The organism is Streptomyces sp. NPDC003300, assembly GCF_040610915.1.
Lineage (GTDB): Bacteria > Actinomycetota > Actinomycetes > Streptomycetales > Streptomycetaceae > Actinacidiphila.
On sequence record NZ_JBEXNE010000001.1, the window covers coordinates 256,840 to 283,278 of the forward strand.

Genomic DNA, 26,439 nt, shown 5'->3' on the forward strand with positions numbered 1-26,439 from the left:
CTCAGTACGTGCGCGCCGCCCTCAGCGCGGCCCCCACGACGGCGGGCGCTCGCACCAACGAGGGCCCGTACCAGGTGAGATGGCGACCGCTGACCAGGGCGGCGGGCAGGCCGGGGAAGGACTCGGGGCCGTCGTCGGCGGTGAAGCGGTACGGCTCGTCGGGGAGGACGACGAGGTCGGCGCCCACGGCCCGCAGCTCCTCGACCGGGACCGCCGGGTAGCGCTCGGCGTGTCCGGCGTAGGCGTTGCGCACGCCGAGCCTGGCCAGCAGGTCACCGGCGAAGGTGTCGCGGCCGAGCACTATCCACGGCCGCCGCCAGATCGGCACGACCGCCGTCGCCGTGACCGCGGGCGCCGCCGCAATCCCCCGCCAGGCCGCCTCCGCCTCGTCCAGCCACCGCGGGCGCGGCACCCCGCAGCCGTCGACCAGCATCCGGTGCAGCTCGCCGAACGCCTGGGGCAGCGTCCGTACGTCGGTGACCAGGACGCGCACTCCCGCGGCCCGCAGCGCGGCCAGGTCGGGGGCGCGGTTCTCCTCCTCGTTGGCGACCACGAGGTCGGGGGCGAGGGCGGCGACGGCGGGCACGTCGGGGTTCTTGGTGCCGCCGATCCGCACCACGTCGAGGTCCGCCGGATGGGTGCACCAGTCGGTCGCGCCGACCAGCAGTTCCGGCGCGGTGGCGGCGACCGCCTCGGTCAGCGACGGCACCAGCGAGACCACCCGGCGTACGGCGTAACGGCCCTGATTCACCCGCCCACCGTACGACGGACTGTCCGACCCCCGTGCGATGCTGGCGCCGTGACTGACGACACGCCCGGCGGCAAACTGCTCCTGCTCGACACGGCGAGCCTGTACTTCCGCGCCTACTTCGGGGTGCCCGAATCGGTGAAGGCACCGGACGGCACACCGGTGAACGCGGTGCGCGGGCTGCTGGACTTCATCGCCAGGCTGGTCGCCGACCACTCCCCCACCGCGCTGGTCGCCTGCATGGACGCGGACTGGCGCCCGCAGTGGCGGGTGGACCTGATCCCGTCGTACAAAGCGCACCGCGTGGTCGAGGACACCGAGGGCGTCGAGGAGGTGCCCGACACGCTGTCCCCGCAGGTGCCGGTGATCGAGGCGGTGCTCGACGCGATCGGCGTCACCCGGGTCGGCGTCGCCGGTTACGAGGCGGACGACGTCATCGGCACCCTCGCCACCGCCTCCCGCACGCCGGTCGCGATCGTCACCGGGGACCGCGACCTGTTCCAGCTCGTGGACGACGCGCGGGGCGTGCGCGTGCTCTACCCCCGCAAGGGCGTCGGCGACTGCGACGTCATCGACGAGGCGGCCATCCAGGACCGGTACGGGGTGCGCGCCGGGCAGTACGCGGACTTCGCGGCGCTGCGCGGCGACCCGAGCGACGGGCTGCCCGGTGTGAAGGGCATCGGTGAGAAGACGGCGGCCCAACTCGTCACCGAGTACGGGGACCTGGCCGGTGTGCGGGCCGCCGCGACCGACCCGATGTCCAAGCTGACTCCGGCCAGGCGGCGCAACATCGTGGAGGCCGCCGCCTATCTCGACGTGGCGCCCAAGGTCGTGGCCGTCGCCGCCGACGTACCGCTGCCGGACTTCGATCCGACGCTGCCGGGCGAGGCCGCCGACCCCGAGGTGCTGGAGTCGCTCGCGGAGCGCTGGGGGCTCGGCGGCTCGCTGACCCGGCTGCTGGACACGCTCGCCGCCAAGGGCGCGCGCTGATCCTCCTCACGTGCGGCCTTGACGTGCTGCCCTTACGTGCTGGGGGCCTTCGCGTGCGGCCGTACGGCAAGCGGCGTCAGCCGTGCAGATGGACCGGGATTCGCTGCCAGCCGTAGGCGATGAAGGACGGCACCTGCTTCAACTCGTCCTGCGGGACGGCGAGTCGGAGGTCGGGGAAGCGCTCGAAGAGGGCCGGGAGGGCGGTGCGCGCCTCCATCCGGGCCAGCGGGGCGCCGATGCAGCGGTGCACGCCGATGCCGAAGGCGAGATGGTCGTCGGCGGCCCGCGTCGCGTCGAACTCGGCGGCCGTGGGCCCGTAGTGCGCCGGGTCGTGGCCGGCGGCGGCGTACGTGGTGACGATGGCGTCGCCCGCCGGGATGGTGACCCCGTCCACCGTGATGTCGCTGACCGCGAAGCGCAGCGGCAGCGCCGCGATCGACGGGTGGACGCGCAGCACCTCGTCGATGACCGCGTCCCAGCCGATCTCCCCCGCCCGTACGGCGGCGAGTTGGCCGGGGTGTGTGAGCAGCGCGACCACCGCGTTGCCGATGAGGTTGACCGTGGTCTCGAACCCGGCGCCGATCACCAGCAGCAGGGTGTAGAGCAACTCCTCGTCGCTGAGCCGGTCGCCGTCCTCGGCGCGCATCCGGATCAGCTCGGTGGTCATGTCGTCGCCGGGGTGCTCGGTCCTGTGGCCGATCAGCGCGGGCAGCACGACACCGATCTGCTCCTGGACGAACCGTCCGTGCTCCGGGGTCGGGTCGGAGGTGTCCATGATGGCGGCGATCAGCGTGCCCGTCGCCTCCGTCAAGTGGTCCGGGACGCCGAAGAGTTCGCAGATCATCCGCATCGGCAGCGGGTGCGCGTACGCGGCGCGCAGGTCGACCGGCCGGCCGTCGGCCGCCGCCAACTCCGGTGCGCTCAGCAGCTCCTGAGTGATCGTCTCGACGCGGACCCGCATCGCCTCGGTGCGCCGGGCGGTGAAGCTGGGCGCGACGAGCTTGCGCAGCCGGGCGTGGTCGGAGCCGTACGTGGAGAGCATGTTGACCACGCCGACCCAGCCGAGGACCCAGCCCCAGGCGGGGTGGTCGCCGACCTCGGACCACAGCGCCCAGTGCTGCCGCGGGTCGCGGCTGACCCGCGGGTCGAGGATCAGCGACTTGAGCGTGTCGTAGCCGGTGGGCGCCCAGGCCGGGATGCCGCCCGGCAGTTCGACCGGCACCACCGGGCCCAGCGCCCGTAACTCGGCGCTCTCCAGGGGGATGTCGGTGCCGAACGGGTCGATGGCCACACGGGCGGCGGGCGCGGTCATGCGCGGTCTCCGGTCTGGTCGGGGGTGCGCGGGGTGAAGCGGACGGGCAGCGCCGTCAGCGAGCGGTGGAACGGGCCCGGCCGCCAGGTGAGGCGGTCGCGGTCGGTGGTCGGTTCCAGGTCGGGCAGCCACTGGGTGAGGCGTTCGATGGCCTCGGTGGCGATGAGCAGGGTGTGCTGCTTGACCGGGCAGGAGTGCTCGCCCGCCGACCAGGACAGGTGGGAGGCGTCGCCCGGGTGGTGGGCGCCGCCCGACTCCTGCTCGGCGAAGTGGCCCAGCGCGCCGTAGGAGATGACGACGGGCACGGCCGCCCGCACCCACACGCCGTGGAAGCTCAGCGGCTCGCGCGCGAAGTGGATGCCGTAGTTGGACAGCGGCGTCTCGTACCGCAGGACCTCGACGACGGCGTCCATGACCGGGCGGGAGCCGCTGGTCAGCGTGGTGTAGAAGTCGGGGTTGCCGAGGATGCGCGACAGCGCGTTGGAGACCAGATTCGCGGTCGGCTCGTGGCCCGCGCCGAGGGTGAGGAAGACCTGCCAGGTCACCTCTTCGGCCGTCAGGTCCTCCGGGTGGTCCAGCAGCCAGCTCGTCAGGTCGGGGCCGCGGGTCTCGCTCTTGGCGGCGATCAGTCCGAGCACGTACGCCCCGAACTCGGCCTCGCCCTCGGCCGCTTGGACGCCGCCCTCCATCATCTTGCCGAGCGCGACCTCCAGTCGGCCGCTCTCGCTGTCCGGCAGCCCGAAGAGGTTGTTGAAGATCAGCGACATCAGCGGGCGGGCGAAGTCGGCGACGAGGTCGGCGTGGCCGACGGGTCCGAAGCGGCCGATCAGGATGTCCACCGCGCGGTGCACCCGCTCGCGCAGATCGGCGGGTTCCACCAGGTCGACCGCGTCGGCGAAGGCGCGGCGGTAGCGGACGTGCACGTCGCCGTCGGAGAACAGGGTGTTGGGCCGCCAGCGCATCATGCCGAGGATCGGCGCGTCCTCGGCGACCGTGGACTCCCACGGGCGCGGGTCGTGCGACCAGGTCTCCGCGTCACGCAGCAGGTCGAGCGCGGCGCGCCGGTCGGTGACGACGTACGCCGGTACGCCCGGCGCGAGTTCGGCCCAGCCGAGCGGGCCCTGCGCCTTGAGCGCCGCGTAGTAGCGGTGCGGGTCGGCGGCGAAGCCGTCCTCCCAGAGCCGGACCGGCGCCGACCGGGCGAAGGTGTCGGCGGGAGTGGCGGGCGCGGAGGAGGACGATGGGGAGGAAGACGGCGCGGCGGGCGCGGGAGAGGGCGCTGCGGGAGGGTGATTCATCAGAGGGCTCCGGGCGTTGGGTCGGCGTCCTTGCGGTCGATCAGGTGCTGCACCAGCGCGAGCAGCGCGTCGACGGAGGAGTTGGTGTCGCGCGCGTCGCACGCCACCATCGGCGTGCCGGGCTCCAGGTCGAGCGCCTGCCGCAACTGGGCCTCGGTGTACGTCCGCGCGTCGGGGAAGGTGTTGAGCGCGACGGCGTACGGCAGGCCGGTCTCCTCCACCAGGCCGAGGACGTCGAAGGAGTCGTTGATCCTGCGGGTGTCGACCAGCACCAGCGCGCCCAGCGCCCCGTACGCGATGTCGGCCCACAGCGAGCGGAACCGTTCCTGCCCCGGGGTGCCGAACAGGTACAGGACGACGCCGCCCGCCATGCTGATCCGGCCGAAGTCGATGGCGACGGTGGTGGTGGTCTTGTCACGGACGCCGTCGAGGTCGTCGACGGCGGCGGACGCCTCGCTGAGGTGTTCCTCGGTGTGCAGGGGGCGGATCTCGGAGACCGAGTCGATCAGCGTGGTCTTGCCCACCCCGAACGGACCCGCCACCAGGATCTTCACCAACTCGCGGGCGCTGTCCGGCAGATGTACGTCGCCTCGGTGGGGGTCAGTGCTTGAGGGCGCGGAGGCCATCGGCCACTCTCTTCAGCAGGTCGGGTTCCGGCAGGTCGGCTACGGGTACGGGCGGACGGACGCTGACCAGCCCCCGGTCGGTCAGCTCCGCGGCGAGGACCCGGACGGCGGAGACGGGCAGCCCCAGCAGGGCCGCCGTCTCCACCACGGTGAGGGATCCGCCGTCCAGCAGTTCCAGCAACGCGTGCTGGGCGGCGGGGAGTTCGGCGGGAATCGCGCCGTCGGCGTCGGTGCTGGTCAGCACCGACAGCCGCTCCAGGCTGTCCCGGCTCGGCCGCGCCACCCCGCCGGTGGACAGATAGGCGGGGACCAGCGGGCGGCCGGTCCGGCGGCCGGTCATTCCGCGGTGCCGCCATCGCCCGCGCGGGGCGCGGCGGTCATGGCCTTCTCGCCGAGCCTGGCCACCTGCGAGTGGACCCGGTGGGCGAGCAGGTCGAGGCGGACCTCGGGACCGCCGAACGCGGCCACGCACGTGCCGTGTTCGGTGGGCGCGACCAGGATGTAGCCGTGGTCGGACTCGATCACCACCTGCCGGATTCGCGCGTCGGTCCGGTCCGCGAAGGCGGCGGCGGCCGTACGGCAGGCGCCCTGGACGGTGCTGGTGATCGCTGCGGTGCGCTCGGCGGTGGCCTGGGACAGCGCCTCCGAGTACCCGGAGACGAGACCGTCCCTGGTGAGCAGGACGGCTGCGGTGACATGCGGGATCTCCAGGATCGGATCCAGCACCCACGCGGTGTCGCCGGTGTCGCGGCTGGTCATCGCGGGTCGTTCCCTTCGGTGTCGACGGCGTTTCTGGCCGCGGCGGTTCCGGCCTGGAGGGCGCCGAGGGCCGCGGCGGCCTCCTCCGGTGTGCGGGCGGGTGCCGCGGGCGCGGCGGCGGTCCCGTTCTCCGCCGCCCTCCCGTGGGCGGCGCGGGCCTTGCGTCGCCGTTGCGGCAGCACCTCCGCGGCGGTGTCGTCGGCCCCCGTACCGCTGTCGGCCCCGGGTCCGGCGTCCGGTTCGGGTCCGGCGTCCGTCTCGGCCGCCCGCTGGTGCCCGGCCGCCGTCTCGCGTACGGCCGCGGAGGCCGATACGGCTCCGGGCTCGGTGTCCGCCGGGGACCCGGCGCGGGCGTGGGCCGGGTCGGGCGCGCCGTCGTCCGCGACGGCCGGGCGGGTGGAGCGCGGCGTGCTGGCGGCGGGCGGCTGCTCGACCGGGTCGATATGGCTGAGCAGGTGCTTCCTGACCAGCAGGACGGCCCGGACGCCGCCGTAGGGCGACGGCGAGGAGAGGTCGACGGACAGGTCGAAGCGCCGGGTGAGCTGGCCGATCGCGGCCAGGCCCATGCGCGGCGGGTCGCCGAGGTCGGAGAGCAGGATCGGGTCGGTGCCCGCGACCATCTTCTGCGCGTAAGCCCGCTCGTCGGCGGCCATGCCGACGCCGGAGTCGTCCACGGTGACGGAGACACCGTGGTGGACGGCTTCGAGGTTGACCACCACGGCGGTGTCGGGCGCGGAGTGCCGCAGCGCGTTGTCCAAGAGCTCGGCCACGATGATGGCGACGGGCTCGACGGCGTGCGAGACCAGCGCCGTACCGGGTTCGAGGTGGTTGTTGACCCGGACGCGGTGGTAGCCGACGAGCCGGGACTGGCCGCCGGTCACCGCCTCGACCAGGTGCGACTCCTCGCGGGCCAGGCCGACCCAGGCCCCGCACACCACGGCCGTCACCTGGGCGCGGCGCAGCGACTGCTCGTTCTCGTGGTCGAGGGCGAACAGCGTCTGGGCCAACTCGGGCTCGTCGTAACGCTGTTGGAGTCCGCGCAGGACGTCCTGGAGGCGGTAGAGCCCGGCCTGGATGTCGCGGGTGGCGCCGCGCATGCCCGCGCGGGCGGCTGCGTCGACCCGCTCGCGCTCCCGGGCGGTCGCGGCGAGGACGGCGGTGAGGACGTCCCCCAGGGCGGCTTCGATGTCGGCGGGGGCCCGGACGCCGAGGGTTCCGGGGTGCAGCGGTCCCGGCACCCGGACGTGCGGGTGGGCGGCGCGGGTGGCCTCGGCGGGGATGCGCGCGGCGGCCAGGTGGGCGATCTCGGCGGCGACGGCCGTGGTGACCCGTTCGGTCTCCTGCCGCGCCTCGTCGAGCCGGGACCGCAGCCCGGCGATCTCCGCGCGCTGCCGGGTCCTGTGCCGTAAGGAGCGCAGCAGGCCGCCGCCGAGCACTAAGGCGGACACGGTCCCGGCGGCCAGGCCGGCGACGGCCAGGTCCGGTATCTCGATCATCGAATCGGCCTCGGAGGATCAGGGAACGGCGGGACGGCGGGCCGCCCGGGGGCGGGCCGTGCCCAGTACACACTGGAACCGATCGGTCGCGCGCTGTTTTGCACGAAGATCCTTTTCGATATGGCACGAGGGCGACCGGTTCTGCCCGAAGTGTCGACACAACGGACATTCATGCACCGGGGCACCCCTGTCCCACCTGCGGCGTGGCCGAAACACCCCGCTATACATGCCGTACATAGCGGGTGTGTAGGGTGAGTCTCCGTCCGCTCAGCAGACACAGAGCGGACATACAGACTTCGCACGGATGTCGCCCGGCGAGCCCGCGCGGCGGGCCGGGCGGAGCCCCGTGCCGAGCAGCCGTACGCAGCCGCGCGGTGCCGTTCCGAGCCACCGCGCGGCGCGCCCACGCACAGACCCGGAGGACCCGCCATGCCAGGAACGCCCTCAGCCATACGACGCCGGTGCGCCGGAGCCGCGGTGGCGGCGGTGGCGCTGGCGACGGCGCTGAGCGGGTGCACCACCTATGACACGCAGTCCCCGCGCAGCGCGCGGAACGCGGCGGCGAAGAAGGCCGGGGCCGACGCGGCGCTGCCCGCCGGGGCCGTCGACTGCCGCAAGGCCAAGTGCATCGCGCTGACCTTCGACGCGGGTCCCAGTGAGCACACCCCCGCGCTGCTGAAGGTCCTCGACGAGAAGAAGGTGCGGGTCACCTTCTTCCTGCTGGGCCACAACCACGTGGACAAGTACCCGGACCTGGTCGCGCAGATGGGGCGGAACGGGAATGTGCTGGGCAACCACACCTGGACCCACCGCAGGCTGACCGACCTCAAACCGGCCGAGATCCGCACCGAGTTGGACCGGCTCAACACGGCGGTCGAGAAACTGACCGGCAAGCGGCCGACGCTGATGCGCCCGCCGCAGGGCCGTACCAACAAGGAAGTCGCGAAGATCTCCAAGGAGTTGGGCCTGTCGCTGGTGCTGTGGAACGACACGGCGAGCGACTACGCGACCACCGACTCCGCGCTGATCCACAAGCGCATCCTCAAGGACGCGCACCGGGACGGGATCATCCTGCTGCACGACCTCTACAAGGGGACGGTGCCCGCGGTGCCCGGGATCATCGACTCGCTGCGCGCCGAGGGCTACACCTTGGTGACCGTGCCGGAGCTGATGGCCCCCGCGAAGCCGGAGCCGGGGAAGATCTACAAGCCCTGAGGCCCCTCCCGCGCACCGGGCCCGTGCGCCCCTCCCGCGCATCGAGCCCCGCTTTCGGCCGCCGTCCCGCTCGGGTCGCCGTCCCGGTGGCCCCGAGTAAACTGATCTTGGGACGACTCCTCAGAGAACCTGAGACCCGCGAGGTGAGACGCCGATGACCGTCGGATCACTGCGCCCCAGTCCGCTCGTCGAGCAGGCCGCGCAGCGCCTGCGGGACCAGATCGCCGAGGGGCGCTGGCCGGTGGGCGCCAGGCTGCCGGGCGAGACGGCGCTCGCCGCGTCGCTCGGTGTCGGCCGGTCCACGGTCCGCGAGGCGGTACGCGCCCTGGCCGGTGCCGGGCAGCTGCGGACCCGCCAGGGCGCCGGGGTGTTCGTCATCGCCACCGAACCGGTCGAGGAGTGGTCGGCCAAGCTCGGCAGGGCGGCGGCGACGGACGTCCACGAGGTGCGCGCGCTGCTGGAGACGCGGGCCGTACGGCTGGCGGCGCGGCGCCGTACCGGCGAGGACGCGGCGGCGCTCGACGCAGCGCTGACCTCGGCGCTCACGGCCACCGCACGCGCCGCCCGGCCGGAGGCCGCCGCCGATCCGGCGGCCCGCGTGGACGCCGACCTCGCGCTGCACGCGGCGCTGGTGGCCGCGGCCGGCAATCCCGTACTCACCGATCTGTTCGCCGAGTTCGCGCCCGCGCTGCGCGAGGCCCTGTTGGCCCTGGGGACCGCGGGTCCTGACGGTCACGAAGCGCTGGTCGCGGCGGTGCTCGACGGCGACGCGGACGCGGCCGAGCGCCTGGCCTCGGCCGAACTCGACGTCATCGCCCGCCTGTTGCGCGAGGCGCGGGCCAGGAGCGCGGCGTGAACGCGCTCATCCCCCGGCCGCGCTCGCGGCCCGCGCCCGGCGCCGTCCACGTGCCCGGCTGGCTCTCCCCCGAGGAACAGGCCGAGTTGGTGGCGGCGTGCCGCGCGTGGGCGCGCGGCCCGGTGCCGATGCGGCGCACCCGGCTGCCGCGCGGCGGCGTCATGTCGGTGCACACGATGTGTCTGGGCTGGCACTGGAGCCCGTACGCGTACTCGCGGATCGCGCACGACGTGAACGGCGCCCGGGTCGCCGCGTTCCCCGAGCGGCTCGGCGAGTTGGGCCGCCGCGCGGTGGCGGACGCGTACGAGGACGGGGCCGCGGGGGCGGCGTACGCGCCGGACACGGTGCTGGTGAACTTCTACGGCGAGGGCGCCACGATGGGCATGCACCAGGACAAGGACGAGAAGTCCGGTGCCCCGGTGGTGTCGTTGAGCATCGGCGACACCTGCGTCTTCCGCTTCGGCAACACCGAGACGCGCGGAAGGCCGTACACCGACGTGGAGTTGGCCTCCGGTGACCTCTTCGTCTTCGGCGGGCCGTCCCGCTACGCCTTCCACGGGGTGCCCAAAGTCCTGCCGGGAACCGGCGATCCGGCCGTCGGGCTGAGCGGCGGACGCCTCAATCTGACGCTGCGCGTCACCGGCCTCACCGACTGACGCCCCTCGCACGGCGGCGCCCCCGCCGCCGGTGGGAACCGGCGACGGGGGCACGCTGCTGCGAAGGAGTCCCGATCAGTCCTTCAGCAAGGTGAAGTTGCTGGTGACGGTCGCTCCCTTCGTGATCTTCACGGTGGCCACGGTCGGCTGCCAGCCGTCCTTGGCCACGATGAGCTGGAGCGGGTTGTTGCGGACGTCCAGCCACAGGGCGTACGTGCCATCGGGGGCGGTCTTCAGCGTGTAGTGCGTCGCCCAGGTGTTGATCTGGACGGTGGCCCCGGCCAGCGGCGATCCGCCGCCGCTGACAGTGCCGGTGATCTTGCCCCAGGTGGCTGGCGGCTTGACGGTCAGCGACACGGGGATCGGGGCGATGCTGTACGGCGTGTCACTGGCCAGGCCGATCGAGGCCGAGTACGTCCCCGGCTGGGTGATCTCGGGGACGGACGCGTCCAGGGTGACGGTCAGCGTGGTGCTGGCGCCGGGTGCGACGGTGACGGACGTGGCGCTCTCCGACAGCCAGGTGACATCGGTGACGTCGGGCTGGTCGTAGCCGGGGAGCACTTCCGCGTTCTTGGCCGGGGTCTGGCCCGCCAGGCCGCCGACCGAGTAGAAGCCGGCACCGCCGCTGCCGCGGTAGAGCGAGGCGTTGGCGTTGGGCAGCGCCGTCCAGGTGTTGTCGGTGGGCTGGTAGGCCCACGTCTGGTTGGTCAGCGCGGCGCCCGCGTTGATGGCACCGCCCTTGACCAGCAGCACGCCGTTGGCCGAGGTGTACGTGGCGCCCCACGCGTCGGTCGGCTGGTCCGCGATCGGCGACCAGGAGTCGGCGGCGGGGTCGTAGACGTACGCGTGAGTGGTGCTGCCCGCGTCCGTGGTGCCACCGGAGCAGTAGAGCTTGCCGGTGACCGCGCCGCAGGACTCCCAGGCGATGGGCTCCGGGTAGGCGGCGGCGCTGGCCCACGTGTTGGTCGCCGGGTCGTAGGAGGTGACGTCGGCGGTGCCGCACGCGTTGGCGGTGCAGCCGCCGACCGAGTACAGCTTGCCGTTGAGCACCGCGCTGCCCGCGCCCGCGTACGGCTTGGGCGAATTGGCTCCGGTGCTCCAGGTGTTGGAGGCGATGTCGTAGATTTCCAGCTTGGCGTCCGGGTTGCCGCTGGCGCCCCAGCCGCCGGCCGCGTAGAACTTGTCGCCGATCACGCCGTGGACCGGGGCCTCACGGGTGTCGGCGGCGGAGGCGAGCTTGGTCCAGGCGCCGCTGTCCGCGCTGTACGCGTACAGGTCGCTGGTGTCGGCCACGCCGGTGAAGCCGAACGCCGAGTAGACGGTCCCGTCGTGCACGGCCACCGCGTTGTCACCGGTGGGTACGGGCAGGTCGGGGATGGTCTGCCAGGCGTCGCCCGCCGCGCCCTGCGCGTTGGCGGCGGCGTCGGTGGTGGCCTTGCCGCCGGGCGACAGCGCGCCCTTCTTGGCGCTCGCGCCGTGCGTGGTGAGCGACAGCGGCGAGTAGTGGCCCTTGACGAGGTTGAGCGGGGCGCCGCCGGCCTTCTGGAGGACGACTCCGCCCGGCGTCTCGCCGAGGGTGACGGTGGCCGGGGCGTTACCGGTGTTCTTCACCGTCACGACCTGGCTCGCGCTCTTGCCCCAGGCGACGGTCTTGCTGATGCTCGCCGGGGTGACCTTGATCTGGCCCGCCTTGAGGGCGAGGTTGTGCGAACCGACGCCGTCCCTGGGGACGTTCACGGTCGCGGTCGCCGAGGTGTACTTCGACGCGGTGGCCGTGATCGGGTGCTTGCCGGTGAGGTGCGAGAACATCCAGAAGAAGCCGTCGCCCAGGTTCGGGTCGTCGGGCGTGGCGTTGGTGGTGGTGTGGTCGTCGGGCGCGTCGGTGCTGGTGACGGTGGCGCCGTTGACGCCCGCCTTGGTGTTGCCGTCGGTCACGTTGCCGACGATCAGGCCGCCGCTGACCGGGTCGTAGGTGCGCTTGCCGACGAAAACGTTGTCGAGCTGCCACCAGTAGGCCCAGTTGCCCTTGTAGTGGAAGCGCAGCCGTACGTCGCTCTTGCCCGCGTAGTCGGCCAGCGGGAGTTCGACGTGCGTGGGACCGGCCACCGAGGTGGTCGTCTTGTGCCAGACGGTGGTCCAGGTGGCGCCCGCGTCGGTCGAGACGTCCACGTCGGCGGTGGAGTTGCTGAACGCCTTGTAGTCGGTGTCGAAGCCGAGCACCGGGGCGGCGACGTCGGTGAGGTCGTAGGACGGGGACAGCAGCGAGCTGTCCTGGCTGAGACCCTGGCCGATGTTGTCACTGTCGATGTTGGCGAAACCGCCGCTGCCGCCGGTCCTGTTGCCGCGGGCGCCCGGGTCGTTGAAGACCCAACCGCCGTTGGTGCTGTCGGCGTTGGTCACCGACCAGCCCGCCGGGGGTCCGGTGGTGGAGGTGAACGCCTCGCTGCTGCCGGTCAGGTGCACCGCGTAGCCGGGCGCCTGGTCGGACGACGGGTCGACGGGCACGGGGACGTTGAGCGTCTGGTCGGCGGTGCCGATCTGGAGGCTCTTGTCGACCGTCTTGTAGCCGGGGTAGTTGGCGCTGACGTGCAGGGTGTACGCGCTGCCCTGAGGGAGCGTCAGCGAGTAGTCACCGGTGACGGGGTCGGTGTAGACCGGCGCGCCGGGGACACCGTCGACGGTGATCTTCGCGTACAGCGGCCAGCCGTGGCCCGAGCCGTCGGTGACCTTGCCCGCGACGGTCTGCTTGGCCACCGCGTCCAGGGCGAAGGAGGTGGTGACGGTGGCGCCGTCGGCCAGTTCGACGGCGGACGCGGTCTTGCTCGCGTAGCCGTAGGCGGCGGCGGTCAGGTCGTAACTGCCCGGCGGGACGTCCAGCTTGTAGCCGCCGGTCGCGTCGGAGGTGGCGCTGTAGTCGCCCGCGGTCACCTTGGCGCCCGCGATGGCCGCCCCGGTGGCGTGGTCGGTGACCTTGCCGGTGAGCACGCCGTGCGGGCCGCTGCGGAAGGCCGCCAGGCCGTTCGGGGTGCCGAGGCCGGTCGGGCCGTCGTAGCCGGGGCCCGCGGTGCACTGCTGGGTGGGCGAGCAGGTGCCGTTGTTGCCCGCGGTGACGTCGTTGAGGGCGCCGGCCTGCGCGTACGGGTAGGAGTTCGGGTACGTGCCCGTGGCCGGGGTGCCGGCCGACGCGTACACGCCCGCGATCAGCGGGGAGGAGGCGCTGGTGCCGCCGTAGACCGCCCAGCCGTTGCCGCCGTAGCCCTGGTAGACGGAGACGCCGGTGACCGGGTCGGCGACCGCGGAGACGTCGGCGACGGACCGCTTGTCACAGAAGCCGTTGGTCTGGAAGGCCGGCTTGGGCTCGTAGAGCGAGCATCCCGAACCGGGGCCGCCATAGGTGTTGTTCCACACGGACTCGGTCCAACCGCGGCTGGTGCCGGTGTCCTTGGCGAGCGCGGTGCCGCCGACGGAGGTCACGTACTGCGAGGCCGCCGGGTAGCTGACGCCGAAGCCGTCGTCGCCGGAGGAGGCGACCACCGCGACACCCGGGTGGTTGTAGTACGGGTCCATGTCCGTGGTCTCGGACGGGTCCTCGCCGCTGCCCGGCGTACTGCTGTAGCCGGTCCCGTAGGAGTTGGAGACGTACTTCGCGCCGAGCGCGACCGCCTCGTCCACCGCGGCGCCCAGGTCCGCGAAGTTCGCCGAGTCGGCCTCGACGAGCAGGATGTGGGCGTTGGGGGCGGCTGCCGAGACCATGTCGACGTCGAGCGAGATCTCGCCCGCCCAGTCGGGGTCGGGTGACGGGTAGTCGGTGCCGCCGCGCTGGCTGACCTTCTTGAAGCAGCCGTTGGCGGTGGTGCACTCGGGCAGGCCGTACTGCGCCCGGTAGATCGCCAGGTCCGCCTCGGCGGTGGGGTCGTCGTAGGCGTCGACGATGGCGATGGTCTGGCCCGCGCCGCCGTCGGCGGGCAGGTTGTACGCGTCCTGGAGATCAGTGGCACCGAAGCCGGCCGGGGTGGCGGCGAGCGGCTGGATGCCCTTGTGCGCGGCCACGTCGGTGCGGCGCAGCGCGAAGCAGCGGAATTGACCCGGCTGGGCGTCGCCGCACTGCCGTACGACGTCGGGCCGGGAGGAGGGTGCGGCGGACGCCGTTGCCGCGGCGGGCAGTTGAAGGCCGAGCAGGGCGATGGTGGCCGACGCGAGGGCGGCTACCGCGGTAGCGGCGCGCCGACCTCCGCTCCGTCTGGGAAATATGCGCAAGGCGGGACTCCGTGATGCCGGAGGGGACCGTGCCATGACGAGGTCGTGGCCGGTTGCGGTCCGATCGAACCGCTGGCGTATACCTGTGCCTCACACGCACCACTGGAACCCGAAGTGATTGTCGGATACCTGACATCACCCACACCGGAACTGCACGTCGCGTTCACGTCAACCAGACGGCACAACCTCACCGCGTCCGTATCCGTCGTCCAGCCAGCCGTGCCGGGCCGCGTGCCAGACCAGCCGTATACGGTTGTCGACTCCGGCGTCCCGCTGCATCGCCGCGATGTGCCGCTGCACGGTCCGCACCGCGACACCCAGGGCGCGGGCCATCGCCGCGTCCGTGCTGCCGCTCACCAGCATGGCCAGGATGCGCAGTTGGACGGCGCTGCGGGCCGGTCCCGCGTCGACGCGGGCCGGCGAGGGTCCGGCGTCGGGGCGGCCGAGCGGCACCGCGTCCGCCCACACCGACTCGAAGAGCGTGACCAGCGCGTCGAGCAGTCCGCTCGGCCGGATCACCAGCATCACCGGGTCCGGTGGCCGCGCGTCGGCGGGCAGCGGCAGCAGCGCCAGCGAGTGGTCGGCGACGCACAGCCGGACCGGCAGCCGGTCGGTGACCCGGACGAACGCCTGCTGCCGGGTGCCCGGCGGGTCGAGCGCGGCCAGCGGGTCCAGGCCCATCGACTCCAGGCCCGCCCGCTCGAAGACCACCCGGCGGCGTATCCCCGGCACGGCGGCCGAGCCGCAGGCCAGCGGATCGGGGACGGTGTCGTCCGCCGTGTCCTTGTCGGTACGGACGAAGGCCATCAACTCCGAGACGGCCGAGGCGTGGAGCTGTTCCGCCCAGCGGCCGATGGCGGCCTGGCCCTCGACCACCCGGACGATCTCCTCCGCCCGGTGGCCCTCGTGCACCCGCTGGTACTCCACGCCCAGCCGGTCGAGCAGTTCCCGGCCGCGCCGCAACTGCTCCTGGGCGCGGGACACCAGCGGCAGCAGCGTGCTCTGCGGCGGCACCGGATACCAGCGCCCGTCGCGCCCGAGCTTCGCCAGGCCGCGCCCGGCCAACTCCCCGCAGGCTTCCTCCGCCCGCGCCCTCGACACCCCCATCTGCCGAGCCAGTTCCGCATCGGCCACTCCCCGCGTGGCCACCAGCAACGGGTAGGCCCGGTCCGCGTCGGCACTCAACCCCAGAGCCTCAAACGGACGTTCGCTCATGATCGGGACTGTAGCCCTCACGGGCCGCCGTGACCGGCGATTCACACAGGCGCGCCACGGCCGTCGCACATCATTCATGGGCCCGCCGGGCGCCGAGGCACCTGACGGGCCCATGACCGGGCCATTACCCCCGCATGACTGACGCTGTGTCATTTCTTGAGCACGGCGGGCGATTTCGCGGATGTGCCGTGTGCCTCAGGCGGGTTCCGCCGCGAGCGCCGCCATTTCGCGGTCCACCGCCGCCTGGTGCTCATCGGCGTCCTGCTTGGCCCGCTTGGGACTCCAGCGACCGGCCATCACGAACACGAACGGCAGGAAGAGGACTTGGCCGCCGACACAGATCCACCACCAGGTACGCCACTGGCCGGGGCCGTCGTGCGCGGCCTTCTGCACCTTGGCGCCGTACTTGGTGAGCACCGCCAACTGCGGCTGCGCCTTCTGGACCACGGCGAGGTCGGCGGGGCCGACCTCCTGGACCGCCTGCTGGGTGAGGGCCGCGGGCGCCTTGCCCGGCGGGTACTTGCCCAGTTCCGCGAAGAGTTGGGGATGGGCGTTGACGACGGCGAGCGCGGGCGCCGCCTGCTGCTGCGCGACGGTGACCTCGGCGCCATGGTCGACCAGCGGGGTGACGGAGGTGACCAGCACCGGGATGAAGGCGGCCGAGACCGCGACCACGATCCTGATCGTCCAGCCCCACACCGCCAGGCCCGTCGCGGTGGCCGCCGGATTGTGCTTCTCGACGGTCTCGGTGAAGCTCGCCATCCACGGCCCGTAGGCGATGCCGCTGAAGACGCCGATCCCGATGAACAGCCACGCGAAGGTGTAGTAGCCGGTGGTGGGGTGGGTGGCGCGGGAGGCGAAGATCGCGGTCACCACGATGGAACCGACCGCGCCCACGATCATGAACGGCTTGCGCACCTTGAGCCGGTCGGAGATCACGCCGATCACCACCAGGGCGATGGCGTTCGCCGCCCAGTACCAGTTCGCGACCGCGTTGGCCCGCTGCTCGGTGTAGCCGTAGGTGGTCGCGAAGTAGACGACGAAGTTGCCGACGGCCGCGAAGTACAGCAGCAGGAAGAGCGAGATCGCCAGCGCGGAGCCCGCCACGTCGAGCCGGAGCATCTGCCGCCACTCGCCGCGCCTCGCGGCCTGCGGGTCGATGCCCTTGGCGCGCGCCTCGACCAGCGCCCGGTCCCGCAGCGTCACCATGATCTGGTCGCGCAGTCCGGGGGACAGCTCGCGCAGCGCGAAGATCGCGATCACGAAGACCACCAGACCGGAGACGCCGGAGTAGCGCAGCTCGTCCTGCCAGCTCGACGTGTCCAGGGTGTTGCTGGTGACGGTGGTGACGACGAGGCTGCCGATCACCGGCCCCATCGTCCAGGCGCCCATCGCGGTGGCCCGCCCGACCTGCGGCGAGAAGTCGCGGATCAGCGCGGGCGTGGCCACGAGCACGATGCCCTCGATAAAGCTGACCAGCGCGAACAGCACCAGATACGTGGTCTTGCCGCCCGCGTTCGGCAGTCCGAGGAAGACCAGCAGCGACGCGACGAGCAGCCCGTAGACCACCAGATTCGCCCGCCCCCAGCGGTCGGCGAGCCCGGCCACCAGCGAGGCGAAGGCGCCCACCGCGTTGCCGATCACCGAGACCCACACGAAGTAGCGGTAGGTCATGTCGAAGTGCGTGATGATCGACGTGGCGACCGCGTACTGGATGTAGAGCATGTAGTACAGCACGACCGTGGTGATCACCACGATCGCCAGATACGCCATACGACGCCCAGTGGCCGGATATTCGGCCAGGTCACGGCGGTAGAGCCGACTGAGCGCGGTACGGGCGCCTGCGGACCGGGCGTCGGGCCCGGGTCTGTCGGCGTCGAGCGGCGTCGGGGTGGCGGACATACGGCTCCTCCTGGAGATGCTTGGAGACCGGGTGGAGTGGCACGGGGACGGCACTGCTGCGGCCCCTCGGGGGTGCGGTGCGGCCGGCCCCGAAGGTGTGGCCAGAGGCTAGTACCGACTGGTCGGTATGCCTAGGGGTCTGCACGGGGTCAATTCCGCGTCGCATCTAGGCCGGGGCGGGCCGCGCCGGCCCCGCGCGCAACGGGGACCGGCGGGCCCCTGGACGGGACCCGCCGGTCGGTGGCGCCCCGCGGGGAGCGCCGGCACATCAGTGGTGCGTCAGGTGGCGGTGCAGGTCAGCGCGGGTGCGCCGAGGGTGCCGCTGGAGGTGCCCTGGAGGCCGAAGGTGGTCGTGGCGGCCGGGGCGAGCGCGGCGTTGTAGGCGAGGCTGCCCGCGGTCACCGCCGCTCCGGCCTGGTGGATGTCCGCGTTCCAGCCGCTGGTCTCCTGCTGCCCGCCCGGCCACGTCCAGGTGACCTTCCAGCTCTTGGTCGCGGCCGTACCGGAGTTGGCCACGGTCACGGTGGCGGTGAAGCCGCCGCTCCACTGGTTGTCGGTGTGCCAGGTGGCCGTGCAGCCGGAACTGCCGCCGGTCGGACCGCCGGTGGAGCCGGAGGTCGTACCGGTCGACGTGCCGGTCGTCGTACCGGAGGAGGTGCCCGACGAGGTGCCGGAGGACGTGCCGCTCGACGTGCCCGACGACGTGCCGGTCGACGTACCGCCGTTGGTGGTGCCGCCGGTCGTGCCGCCCGAGTCGCCGAAGCCGGGCGCCTTGATGCTGGCCAGGTAGCCGTCCTTGACGGTGTTCACCGTCGTCCAGTCGTCGTTGAGGATGCCGCCGGTGTCACCGGAGTTGGGATTCCACGACCAGAAGGTCCAACTGAAGCTGTCGCCGCCGTAGGTGCTGGTCGGCCGCAGGTAGTCCACCAGCGTCCGCAGCCAGGTCTGGTCGACGGTCGACTGGAGGGTGGTGCCGAACTCGCCGACCCAGACCGGGGCGATGTTCTGCTTGAACAGATAGCCCCAGTACTTGTCCCAGATCGCCGACATGTTCGCCGGGAAGCTCGGGTCGCTGAACCACGGCTGCTGGGCGACGCTGGTCGCGTAGTCGTGCGCCGAGTAGACCACCCGGTTCGCCACGTTCAGCTCGACCGGGTACTGCCCCGCGCCCATCAGGTTGCCGCCCCACCAGCCGGACGTCCCGTTGAAGGTCTGGACGCCCTCCACGAAGATCAGCAGATTGGGGTTGACGCCGAGGACGGCGTTGCCGCCGCGCTCGGCCGCCAGACGCCAGTCGATCGTGGTGTCGCCGCAGCCCCAACAGGCCGGGTCGTGCGGCTCGTTGTGCAGGTCGATGCCGACGACCGCCGGGTTGTTCAGGTAACGGGTCGCCATCGCCTTGAGGTTGGTGATCCAGGTCGACTCGGGGACGGCGGCGGTGTACCAGAGCGCGGACTGGCCGCCGGAGTCCGGACGGTGCCGGTCCAGGATGACCCGCAGCCCTATGGAACCGGCGTAGTTGACGATCTTGTCCATCACGCCGAGGGAGTTGAGGCCCTGGAGGTCGGCGTTCATGCCGCCGGAGTAGTTGATGCTGGAGGGCATCGTGCCCTTGAAGATGTCGTCGCTGTACGGCAGTCGGATCGTGTTGTAGCCGAGCTGCTTCATCTGGTCGATCATGCTCTTGTAGTCGCGCGACCAGATGCCGTGGGCCACGTAGTTGCTGGTCTCGAAGCCGAACCAGTTGACGCCCGCGATGCGGACCGACTTGCCCGTGGAGTCCAGGATCTGGCGTCCGCTGGTGTGCCAGTAGCCGGTGGCGGCCTCGGCCGCCGCCGGAGCCGCGGGCGCGCCCGCCGCCGTGGCGTGCGTCTGTCCGGCGAGGGAGAGCAGCGCGAGCAGCGCCGCCGCGACGGCGGCGGCCAGAAAGACCCGCAGCCTGTTCGTTTTTCTCAGGGGGCTCAGCGAGCCCGGAAAGGGGACCACGGTGGCGATTCCTCTCGGTGGGGGGACGGAACGCTTCAGTTCGTGGTGGGGGTGGACGGCGGAAGCCTGGTGGGAGCGCTCCCATTCGTAACCGTATGGAAGCGAGGACACGCGAGTGGCGTCAAGAGGAAACACAGGCTTCAAGTAGTGAAGCCGAGTGGGGGCGGGGCCGGGGGCAGTACCGAAGAGGTGTCGGAGCGGGGTCAGGGAGTCGTACGAGCGGGGTCGCCGACACCTGGCCCGTAATCAGTTAGGCTTACCTAACTAAGCCTGGGGGAACAGTCCGGGCGCAGCGCGAACCACGCAGTACGGCACAGCACCGAGAGAGCGGAGCACGCCCATGGCAGACCGACCGGTGGGGCGGGCGACGGACCAGCAGACGGGCGAGGCGACGCAGGACCCGCGGGCCGAGGAGCGGGCGGCACCCGCCGCCGCCGAGCGCCCCGCGCGCCGGGCGCCGCGGCTGAACCACGCCCGCGTGATCCGTTCCGAGCGCGTCACCCCGCACATGATCCGGGTGGTGCTCGGCGGCGACGGGCTCGCCGGGCTTCCCGTGGGCGACTACACCGACCATTACGTCAAGCTGGTCTTCGCGCCTCCCGGGGTCACGTACCCCGAGCCGCTGGACATGGAGGCCGTCCGCCGCGACCTGCCGCGCGAGCAGTGGCCGACCACCCGTACGTACACCGTGCGCGCCTGGGACCCGGTCGCGCCCGAGATGACGATCGACTTCGTCCACCACGGCGACGAAGGGCTGGCCGGGCCCTGGGCGGCCGGTGTCCGGCCGGGCGACGGCATCTACTTCATGGGCCCCGGCGGTGCCTACGCGCCCGACCCCGCCGCCGACTGGCACCTGCTCGCGGGCGACGAGAGCGCGCTGCCCGCCGTCGCCGCGGCGGTCGAGCAACTGCCGCCGGGGGCACGGGCGAAGGTCTTCGTGGAGGTCGAGGGCCCGGCGGAGGAGCAGAAGCTGGCCACCTCGGGCGACGCCGAGATCGTCTGGCTGCACCGCGGTGCCCGGCCGGTCGGCGAGGCGCTGGTCGAGGCCGTCACCGGTCTGGAGTTCCCGCCGGGTGACGTCCAGGTCTTCGTCCACGGCGAGGCCGGTTTCGTCAAGGACCTCCGCCGCCACCTCCGCCTCGACCGCTCGATCCCCCGCGAGCGCCTGTCGATCTCGGGCTACTGGCGCCGCGGCGCCGACGAGGACGGCTGGCAGGCGTCCAAGCGGGAGTGGAACGAGCAGGTGGAGCGCGAGCAGGAAAGCGGCGCCGGGCGCTGAGCGCGCGGCGGGCGTCCCTGACGGTGACGGACGGGGAGCGGGGCCGACCCGTTGCCCGCCCGGCCGCGGATGGAACGTCCCCCGGCCGCGGATGGAGCGTCTCCCGGCCGTGGACACGCGCGGCAGCGGCCCGCCGCCCGTTCGGCCCGAGTGGGTGACCGGGGGCGGGCCGTCCGCCGCGCGGGGCGAACCGCTGCCGCCGGGAGCCGCCTTCGCCACTCGGGCCGTTGATGCCGCTCGGACCGTTGATGCCGCTCGGACCGGAGGGCTGGACCGACTTCTGGTACGAGCGGAAGGTGCGGGTCGACAGCCACACCGCGACCAGGGCCAGGGCGAGCAGGCCGCCGCCGCGGCTGAGGACGTCGCCCCGGTCGGGGTCGGCGGACGTCGCGGAACGGCCCGCGACCAGAGCCCAGTTGACCGGGTTGACGTCGGCGATGTGCCGCATCCAGGACGGCCTCAGGCCGGGTGCCATGAAGGCGGAGGACAGGAAGGTCAGCGGCGGCAGCAGGAACATGTTGATGCCGATGATGCTCTCGCGACCATGTGGGCCTGGAATTCGGTCTCCACCACGAAGATCCGGGGCAGTCCACCGTCCAGCTTGTCCAGGACGCCGCGCAGGGCCGCGCTGTGCACTTCCAGCGTGTTGGCCCGCTCGGCGAGCAGTTCCGCCACCTCGTCCGGGTGCAGCGCCATGATCAGCGACAGCGCGGACTCGAAGGCGGGGTACTCCCTGGCGGGCACGGCCACCATGTCGGCGAGCCAGTCGTGCATCTCGGTGCGGCCCTCGGCGGTGAGCCCGTAGAGCGTGCGCTCCGGCCGGTTGCCCTGCCGCTGGACGCCCGCGACCTCCACAAAGCCGTGCTTCTCCGCGGGCCGTCGGTGCTCCCGCGCGGTGAGGCGCCCGCGCGCGAGGCGGGGTGAGGACTTCGGCCCGCGCGCGACACGGCCGTGTCATTCCGGCGAAACACCGAGTCCCTAATTTCTGTCGCCCGACAGGAATTCGTGACAGGGGGCCAGGCCCATGACCGCCACCGCACCTTCCGAGGTCCGCTCAGACCCGCCGGACCACGGCACCGCCGCCGACGCCGCGGGCACCGACGCGCCGGGCACCGACACCGCGGGCACCGACACCGCGGGGCTCGCGGGCTTCGGCTACCGCCAGGAACTGCACCGCAGCCTCGGCCGGTACGCGTCCTTCGCCGCCGGTTTCTCCTTCATCTCGGTGCTGACCACCGTCTTCCAGTTCTTCGCCTTCGGCTACTCCTTCGGCGGCCCGCGCTTCTTCTGGACCTGGCCCGCCGTCCTGATCGGCCAACTCCTCGTCGCCGCCTGCTTCGCCGAACTCGCCGCCCGCTACCCGATCTCCGGCGCCGTCTACCAGTGGTCGACCCGGCTGAGCAACGCCGTCTTCGGCTGGTACGCGGGCTGGATCATGGTCATCGGCCAGGTCGTGGTGGTGGCCGCCGCCGCGCTCGCCCTCCAGGTCGTCCTGCCCGCCGTCTGGTCCGGCTTCCAGCTCATCGGGACCGATACGTCACCGGTCTCGTCGGACGGCGCGGCCAACGCGGCGCTGCTCGGGATCGCGCTGCTCGTCCTGACCACCGTCGTCAACCTCCTCGACAACACGGTGATGTCGCTGGTCAACCGGGTCGGCGTGACCGCCGAGATCATCGGCGCCGTGCTCATCGTCACGCTGCTCTTCACGCACGCCGACCGCACGCCGTCGGTGACCGTGCACGGCGGGGGCGGCTCGTCGGCGCTGCTCGTCAGCTCGATCGCCGCCGCGTACGTGATGATCGGCTTCGACAGCGCGGGCGAGATGAGCGAGGAGACCCGCGATCCGCAGCGCGTCGCGCCCCGTACGATCCTGTCCGCGCTCGCCGCGGCCGGCGCCCTGGCCACGCTCCTCGTCCTCGCCGCCCTGCTGGCCGCGCCCAGCCTCACCGACGGGCGGCTCGGCACCGAGGGCCTGTCCTACGTGCTCACCAGCCGGTTGGGCGACGGGGTCGGGCGCGCGCTGCTCTGTGACGTCGCGGTGGCCGTCACCGTGGCGACCCTCGCCATCCAGACGTCGGCAACCCGGATGCTCTTCTCGATGGCCCGCGACCGGGCACTGCCCTTCTCCGGGCCCCTCGCCCGCGTCTCCCCCCGCACCGGCCAGCCCGCCGCCCCCGCCCTCGTCGTCGGCGTGCTCGCCGCGGCCCTCCTGCTGCTCAACTTCGGCTCCCCCGACGCCTTTCTCGCCATCGGCACCACCTGCATCGTCATGCTCTACCTCGCCTACGCGATGGTCACAGGCCCCCAACTCCTGCGCCGCCTGCGCTCCCCCCTCCCCCCGGCCACCGACCCCTCCGGCAACCCCCTGTTCTCCCTGGGCCGTTGGGGCCTCCCCGTCAACGCCCTCGCCCTCCTCTACGGCCTCGCCATGACCGTCAACCTCGCCTGGCCCCGCGCCACCGTCTACGACCCCTCCGGCGGCCACTGGTACTTCCAGTGGTTCACCCTGCTATTTCTGCTGGCCGTGCTGCTCGTGGGCTTCCTCTGGCGGACCCTGAGGGCACATCGGGGGCACATCGCCCCCGAAGGGGCACCAGTTACAGCGCCGACTCCATGACAGCCGCCGTGGTGTCGTCGCCCACCGGCCACAAGCCTGTGTACTCGTCGAGCGTGATCGACGGCTTGCTGTGGCCGAGTCGCACCTGAACGGTCTTCACGTTCTCGTTGTTCTTGATCGGACACGACGGCGTACCAGTCGCGGAGCCCGTGGAGCGTCAGCTTCTCGGGCACCCGCGCCACCGATCCGACAGCGATCAGGACGCGGTTCGCGTCCTCGCGCATCCGCTTCCCAATTCGTGCCCACGTCGACCGGCGGATCGGCCGCCGCCGCATCGTCGCCATCGCCCCCGCCTACGCCGCACCGATCGGCGAATGGCTCTCTGGCAGCGCCTCTGCCCGGGAACGCGTCATGCGCGGTCTCGACCCCGCGGACCGCGCCGCGGTCATCACCGCCTGCACGCCAACGAGGCCGCCCTTGGCGCCGACGGGTGATACCTGGGGTGACGGAGCAGCGAGCCATCTCTTGCCCCGGCCGGGACAGCACCACATCCTGGCCCGACCTCAAAGCGGTCGGGACGGCGCTGGAACCCGGCGTGATCCTGGGCGGCGAGGCCGTCGTGTTCACCTGAGGTGTCGAGCTCAGCGCTCCCGGCGGTCCTTCGCCGCCCCGGCGGGGTCGCGCCGCAGAGGCGGTGCGGCGGCGGACGGCAGGTGGAGGGTGAAGAGCGACCCCGCGCCCAAAGTGCTGGACACCGTGACCCGGCCGCCGTGCGCCTCAGTCAACTGGCGAACGATCGCAAGGCCGAGGCCGCTGCCGCCCGTCAGCCGACTGCGGGACTTCTCCGACCGCCAGAAGAGGTCGAAGACGTGCGGCAGCTCCTCATCGCTGATGCCGCTGCCGGTGTCGGCGACCTCGATCAGCACCGACCGGTCCCGGACGGACGTCCGGACCTCGACGCTGCCGCCCGGCGGGGTGTGCCGGACCGCGTTGGACAGCAGGTTTCCGACGGCCTGCCGCAGCCGCAGCGCGTCGGCAGTCAGCTCCGGATCGCCTTCCGCGGACCAGGTCAGCGCGACCCGCGCGGTGCGGGCGGCGTCACGGTGGGCGGCGCAGACCCACTCCACGACCTCCGCGGCCCGGACCCGCTCGGTGTGCAGCCGGAAGGTGTGCGCGTCGTCGGCGGCCACGTCACGCAGGTCGTCGATGATGTGCTGGAGCAGCAGCGCCTCACGCAGCAGCCGCGAGGTCAGGGGCCGGTCGGCGACCGCCACGCCGTCCTCGACCGCCTCCAGCCAGCCCCTGATGTTGCTCAGCGGGGTGCGCAGCTCATGGGCGACGTCCCGGACCATCGCCTTGCGCTGGTCCTCCAGGCGTTCGCGGCGCGCGGACAGGTCGTTGAAGGCGACCGCGAGCGAGCCGATCTCGTCGTCGGTGGAGACCGGGACCCGGTTGCGCGCCTGGTCGGGCCGCTGGGCGGCCTCGGTCAGGGTGCGCAGCGGCCTGATCAGCCGGGTCGACATCAGCACAGCGGCGGCGACGGTGACCGTGAGCACCAGGGCGGCGACCTCGACGATGCGGACGGCGTTCGCACCGGTCAGGGCGAAGCCGGTGGTGTCGGCGCCCGGAACGCCGGTGACGAAGAGCAGGGCACTGGGCGCCACGTAGGGAGCGAGCTGTTCGCGGCGCCCGTCCTCGACACAGCCCTCGGTGATCCGGCCTGCGTCCATGGGCGCGTAGAGCGTCTCGATCGACTGCGGGCCGATGTAGTCGAGACCGATCCGGATGGGCGACATCCCCTGGCGGCGCAGACACGGGTTGACCAGGCCCTCCAGTTGGTGGAGGGCGGCGGCCTCGGTCGGGGTGGGGCGGGTCAGGATCCTGCTCTGGCCGCCGCACACGTCGGGGATCACGGGGGCGGCGGCGGTGAGGGACTCGGTGGTGACCCGGGGCCGGCCGCTGGGGGCGTAGCTGATCTGCGACGGCTCGCCCAGCTTGAGCAGGCACCCGGTGATGCTCCGCGCCGAGGCCGCGAGTGCCGTCCGCTCCGCGGCGGTGAGGCGATAGGGGCCGACAGCCCGCGGGTCGATCGGGGTGGCGCCGGTGCCACCGGTCAGTGAGGAGTCCACCGCGAGCGGGTTGACGACCGCGGACACCGCGGCGGGCAGTGCGGCGTGGTCGGCCGCCGCGGAGTCGGCCAGCGTCCGGCGCTGCGGGGTGGTCAGGACGATACGGCGCCCGGTGCGCTTGGCCAGCGACGCCACGTCGGGGGCCACCGCGTCCCAGCTGCGGTGGGTGGCCGCGTAGCCGAGCAGCGCGTCGTAGACCTGGGCGTCCCGGGCCAGTACCTGCCCCTGCTCCTGCCGCAGCGCGTGGGACGTGGTCGTCGCGGCCAGCCAGGCGGTCGCGGCGATGGAGCAGACCGCGATCAGCACGGAGGTGGCGAGCAGCCGCACCATCAGGCTCTTGCGCAACGGGACGCCGCGTCTGCTACGGGTACGGCTCCTACGGGTGCGGCTGTCGCTACGGGGCACGGTGGCCGCGATCCGTGCGGTCCCGGCCGTTCGCACCGTCCGTCAACTTGTAGCCCACCCCGAAGACGGTGACCAGGCGCGCCGGGCGGCGCGGATCGGCCTCGGTCTTCCGGCGCAGGTTCATGACGTGCATGTCGATGGTGCGCTCGGAGGTGTACGCGTCCGTGCCGGAGACCTCCCGCAGCAGTTGGGCGCGGGTGAAGACCCGGTCGGGCTTCGCGGCCATCGCCGCCAGGATCTCGAACTCGCCGCGTGTGCAGTCCACGACATCGGAGTCGATCCACACCTGGTGCCGGGCCGGATCGACGGTGAGGCCGCCCACGTGCAGGGTGAGCCGCGACCACCCGCCGGACCGCTGGGAGCGGAGCAGGAGCGTGCGTACCCGGGCCATCAACTCCCGCGGGCTGTACGGCTTGGTGACGTAGTCGTCGGCGCCCAGGCCGAGGCCGAGCAGCAGATCCTCCTCGTCCGTCCGCGCGGTCAGCATCAGCATCGGCACGTCGCACTCCCGGCGCAGGATCCGGCACACGTCCATGCCGTCCACCTCGGGCATCATCACGTCGAGGATGAGCAGGTCGGGCCGGAATCTGCGGGCCTGGTCGAGGGCTTCACGGCCGTCGCGGGCGACGACCACGCCGTGGCCCTCATGCTCCAGATACCGCTGGAGGAGTTCGGCGTGCGTCTCGTCGTCCTCCGCGACCAGGACACGTGCGCTCATGCGACGACTGTAGAGCCGTACAGGTGCGATCCGAA

General features: G+C 72.4%; 21 protein-coding genes and 2 pseudogenes. 7 read left to right on the forward strand and 16 right to left on the reverse strand.

The window, feature by feature from the left end:
• Position 1 precedes the first annotated feature (1 nt).
• The gene (locus ABZX65_RS00905; RefSeq protein WP_355332891.1) at positions 2-751 is read right to left on the reverse strand and encodes a helical backbone metal receptor; all 750 of its coding nucleotides are present in this window, start codon (positions 749-751) and stop codon (positions 2-4) included.
• Between the two features lie 48 nt (positions 752-799).
• Here ABZX65_RS00905 and ABZX65_RS00910 point away from each other — a divergent pair, with 48 nt between their 5' ends.
• On the forward strand, positions 800-1,738 hold the full coding sequence (locus tag ABZX65_RS00910) for a 5'-3' exonuclease (protein WP_355332893.1): 939 nt from the start codon (positions 800-802) through the stop codon (positions 1,736-1,738).
• Between the two features lie 76 nt (positions 1,739-1,814).
• On the opposite strand, the gene ABZX65_RS00915 is transcribed toward ABZX65_RS00910, so the two are convergent.
• From ABZX65_RS00915 to ABZX65_RS00940, 6 genes are read right to left on the reverse strand one after another with little or no spacing between them, the layout of a single operon-like run.
• On the reverse strand, positions 1,815-3,050 hold the full coding sequence (locus tag ABZX65_RS00915; RefSeq protein WP_355332895.1) for a cytochrome P450: 1,236 nt from the start codon (positions 3,048-3,050) through the stop codon (positions 1,815-1,817).
• Entirely contained in the window at positions 3,047-4,348 is a 1,302-nt protein-coding gene (locus ABZX65_RS00920; RefSeq protein WP_355332897.1) for a cytochrome P450, read from the reverse strand. Before ABZX65_RS00920 ends, ABZX65_RS00915 begins: the two co-directional genes overlap by 4 nt.
• The gene (locus tag ABZX65_RS00925; RefSeq protein ID WP_355332899.1) at positions 4,348-4,974 is read right to left on the reverse strand and encodes an ATP/GTP-binding protein; all 627 of its coding nucleotides are present in this window, start codon (positions 4,972-4,974) and stop codon (positions 4,348-4,350) included. The genes ABZX65_RS00920 and ABZX65_RS00925 overlap by 1 nt, the downstream gene beginning before the upstream one ends.
• Positions 4,949-5,314 carry a DUF742 domain-containing protein gene (locus ABZX65_RS00930; RefSeq protein ID WP_355332902.1) on the reverse strand — a complete coding sequence of 122 codons (366 nt, stop codon included), beginning with the start codon at positions 5,312-5,314 and terminating at the stop codon, positions 4,949-4,951. Before ABZX65_RS00930 ends, ABZX65_RS00925 begins: the two co-directional genes overlap by 26 nt.
• Positions 5,311-5,733: a roadblock/LC7 domain-containing protein gene (locus ABZX65_RS00935; RefSeq protein WP_355332904.1), complete on the reverse strand. Its 423-nt coding sequence runs from the start codon at positions 5,731-5,733 to the stop codon at positions 5,311-5,313. The genes ABZX65_RS00930 and ABZX65_RS00935 overlap by 4 nt, the downstream gene beginning before the upstream one ends.
• Positions 5,730-7,229 (reverse strand): ATP-binding protein, encoded by a 1,500-nt coding sequence (locus ABZX65_RS00940; protein WP_355332907.1) that lies wholly within the window; start codon positions 7,227-7,229, stop codon positions 5,730-5,732. Before ABZX65_RS00940 ends, ABZX65_RS00935 begins: the two co-directional genes overlap by 4 nt.
• Positions 7,230-7,658: 429 nt before the next feature.
• Here ABZX65_RS00940 and ABZX65_RS00945 point away from each other — a divergent pair, with 429 nt between their 5' ends.
• The 3 genes from ABZX65_RS00945 (at position 7,659) to ABZX65_RS00955 (ending at position 9,956) form a co-directional block, all read left to right on the forward strand.
• Positions 7,659-8,444, forward strand: coding sequence for a polysaccharide deacetylase family protein (locus ABZX65_RS00945; protein WP_355332910.1), 786 nt, complete (start codon positions 7,659-7,661; stop codon positions 8,442-8,444).
• Positions 8,445-8,598: 154 nt separating this feature from the next.
• Positions 8,599-9,300: a GntR family transcriptional regulator gene (locus tag ABZX65_RS00950; protein WP_355332913.1), complete on the forward strand. Its 702-nt coding sequence runs from the start codon at positions 8,599-8,601 to the stop codon at positions 9,298-9,300.
• Positions 9,297-9,956, forward strand: coding sequence for an alpha-ketoglutarate-dependent dioxygenase AlkB (locus ABZX65_RS00955; protein ID WP_355332916.1), 660 nt, complete (start codon positions 9,297-9,299; stop codon positions 9,954-9,956). Before ABZX65_RS00950 ends, ABZX65_RS00955 begins: the two co-directional genes overlap by 4 nt.
• Before the next feature lie 75 nt (positions 9,957-10,031).
• On the opposite strand, the gene ABZX65_RS00960 is transcribed toward ABZX65_RS00955, so the two are convergent.
• From ABZX65_RS00960 to ABZX65_RS00975, 4 genes are all read right to left on the reverse strand, one after another.
• Positions 10,032-14,213, reverse strand: coding sequence for a carboxypeptidase regulatory-like domain-containing protein (locus ABZX65_RS00960; RefSeq protein WP_355332918.1), 4,182 nt, complete (start codon positions 14,211-14,213; stop codon positions 10,032-10,034).
• Between the two features lie 168 nt (positions 14,214-14,381).
• Complete coding sequence (locus ABZX65_RS00965) at positions 14,382-15,428, reverse strand: hypothetical protein (protein ID WP_355332920.1); 1,047 nt, start codon at positions 15,426-15,428, stop codon at positions 14,382-14,384.
• Positions 15,429-15,623: 195 nt separating this feature from the next.
• Positions 15,624-17,330: an MFS transporter gene (locus ABZX65_RS00970; protein WP_355332923.1), complete on the reverse strand. Its 1,707-nt coding sequence runs from the start codon at positions 17,328-17,330 to the stop codon at positions 15,624-15,626.
• 279 nt (positions 17,331-17,609) lie between these two features.
• Positions 17,610-19,223 (reverse strand): cellulase family glycosylhydrolase, encoded by a 1,614-nt coding sequence (locus ABZX65_RS00975; RefSeq protein ID WP_355333579.1) that lies wholly within the window; start codon positions 19,221-19,223, stop codon positions 17,610-17,612.
• A gap of 433 nt (positions 19,224-19,656) precedes the next feature.
• Here ABZX65_RS00975 and ABZX65_RS00980 point away from each other — a divergent pair, with 433 nt between their 5' ends.
• A complete protein-coding gene (locus ABZX65_RS00980) occupies positions 19,657-20,595 on the forward strand; it encodes a siderophore-interacting protein (RefSeq protein WP_355332925.1) in 939 nt (312 codons plus the stop codon).
• A gap of 271 nt (positions 20,596-20,866) precedes the next feature.
• Here ABZX65_RS00980 and ABZX65_RS00985 read toward each other — a convergent pair.
• Together ABZX65_RS00985 and ABZX65_RS00990 are read right to left on the reverse strand one after the other, a co-directional pair.
• A pseudogene (locus tag ABZX65_RS00985) lies at positions 20,867-21,136 on the reverse strand (ABC transporter permease); the annotation flags it as partial.
• Positions 21,136-21,465, reverse strand: a pseudogene (locus tag ABZX65_RS00990) (PadR family transcriptional regulator); the annotation flags it as partial. The pseudogenes ABZX65_RS00990 and ABZX65_RS00985, both read right to left, overlap by 1 nt.
• A 154-nt stretch (positions 21,466-21,619) precedes the next feature.
• Between ABZX65_RS00990 and ABZX65_RS00995 the strand changes: the two are divergent.
• The gene (locus tag ABZX65_RS00995; RefSeq protein ID WP_355332928.1) at positions 21,620-23,212 is read left to right on the forward strand and encodes an amino acid permease; all 1,593 of its coding nucleotides are present in this window, start codon (positions 21,620-21,622) and stop codon (positions 23,210-23,212) included.
• Here ABZX65_RS00995 and ABZX65_RS01000 read toward each other — a convergent pair.
• Positions 23,193-23,312 (reverse strand): integrase, encoded by a 120-nt coding sequence (locus ABZX65_RS01000; protein WP_355332931.1) that lies wholly within the window; start codon positions 23,310-23,312, stop codon positions 23,193-23,195. The two genes, ABZX65_RS00995 and ABZX65_RS01000, sit on opposite strands and share 20 nt — an antisense overlap.
• A 342-nt stretch (positions 23,313-23,654) precedes the next feature.
• On the opposite strand from ABZX65_RS01000, the gene ABZX65_RS01005 reads away from it, so the two are divergent.
• Positions 23,655-23,783: a hypothetical protein gene (locus ABZX65_RS01005; protein ID WP_355332934.1), complete on the forward strand. Its 129-nt coding sequence runs from the start codon at positions 23,655-23,657 to the stop codon at positions 23,781-23,783.
• Positions 23,784-23,793: 10 nt separating this feature from the next.
• Here the strand turns inward: ABZX65_RS01005 and ABZX65_RS01010 are convergent, their stop codons facing one another.
• Positions 23,794-25,626, reverse strand: coding sequence for a HAMP domain-containing sensor histidine kinase (locus tag ABZX65_RS01010; RefSeq protein ID WP_355332936.1), 1,833 nt, complete (start codon positions 25,624-25,626; stop codon positions 23,794-23,796).
• A gap of 49 nt (positions 25,627-25,675) precedes the next feature.
• Positions 25,676-26,404: a response regulator transcription factor gene (locus tag ABZX65_RS01015; protein ID WP_355332939.1), complete on the reverse strand. Its 729-nt coding sequence runs from the start codon at positions 26,402-26,404 to the stop codon at positions 25,676-25,678.
• Between the last annotated feature and the right edge of the window lie 35 nt (positions 26,405-26,439).

Coding starts and splice junctions, on each gene's coding strand:
- ABZX65_RS00915 (WP_355332895.1), bottom strand. CDS start 3,050: ATGACCGCGCCCGCCGCCCGTGTGGCCATCGACCCGTTCGGCACCGAC.
- ABZX65_RS00920 (WP_355332897.1), bottom strand. CDS start 4,348: ATGAATCACCCTCCCGCAGCGCCCTCTCCCGCGCCCGCCGCGCCGTCT.
- ABZX65_RS00925 (WP_355332899.1), bottom strand. CDS start 4,974: ATGGCCTCCGCGCCCTCAAGCACTGACCCCCACCGAGGCGACGTACAT.
- ABZX65_RS00930 (WP_355332902.1), bottom strand. CDS start 5,314: ATGACCGGCCGCCGGACCGGCCGCCCGCTGGTCCCCGCCTATCTGTCC.
- ABZX65_RS00935 (WP_355332904.1), bottom strand. CDS start 5,733: ATGACCAGCCGCGACACCGGCGACACCGCGTGGGTGCTGGATCCGATC.
- ABZX65_RS00940 (WP_355332907.1), bottom strand. CDS start 7,229: ATGATCGAGATACCGGACCTGGCCGTCGCCGGCCTGGCCGCCGGGACC.
- ABZX65_RS00945 (WP_355332910.1), top strand. CDS start 7,659: ATGCCAGGAACGCCCTCAGCCATACGACGCCGGTGCGCCGGAGCCGCG.
- ABZX65_RS00950 (WP_355332913.1), top strand. CDS start 8,599: ATGACCGTCGGATCACTGCGCCCCAGTCCGCTCGTCGAGCAGGCCGCG.
- ABZX65_RS00965 (WP_355332920.1), bottom strand. CDS start 15,428: ATGAGCGAACGTCCGTTTGAGGCTCTGGGGTTGAGTGCCGACGCGGAC.
- ABZX65_RS00970 (WP_355332923.1), bottom strand. CDS start 17,330: ATGTCCGCCACCCCGACGCCGCTCGACGCCGACAGACCCGGGCCCGAC.
- ABZX65_RS00980 (WP_355332925.1), top strand. CDS start 19,657: ATGGCAGACCGACCGGTGGGGCGGGCGACGGACCAGCAGACGGGCGAG.
- ABZX65_RS00995 (WP_355332928.1), top strand. CDS start 21,620: ATGACCGCCACCGCACCTTCCGAGGTCCGCTCAGACCCGCCGGACCAC.
- ABZX65_RS01015 (WP_355332939.1), bottom strand. CDS start 26,404: ATGAGCGCACGTGTCCTGGTCGCGGAGGACGACGAGACGCACGCCGAA.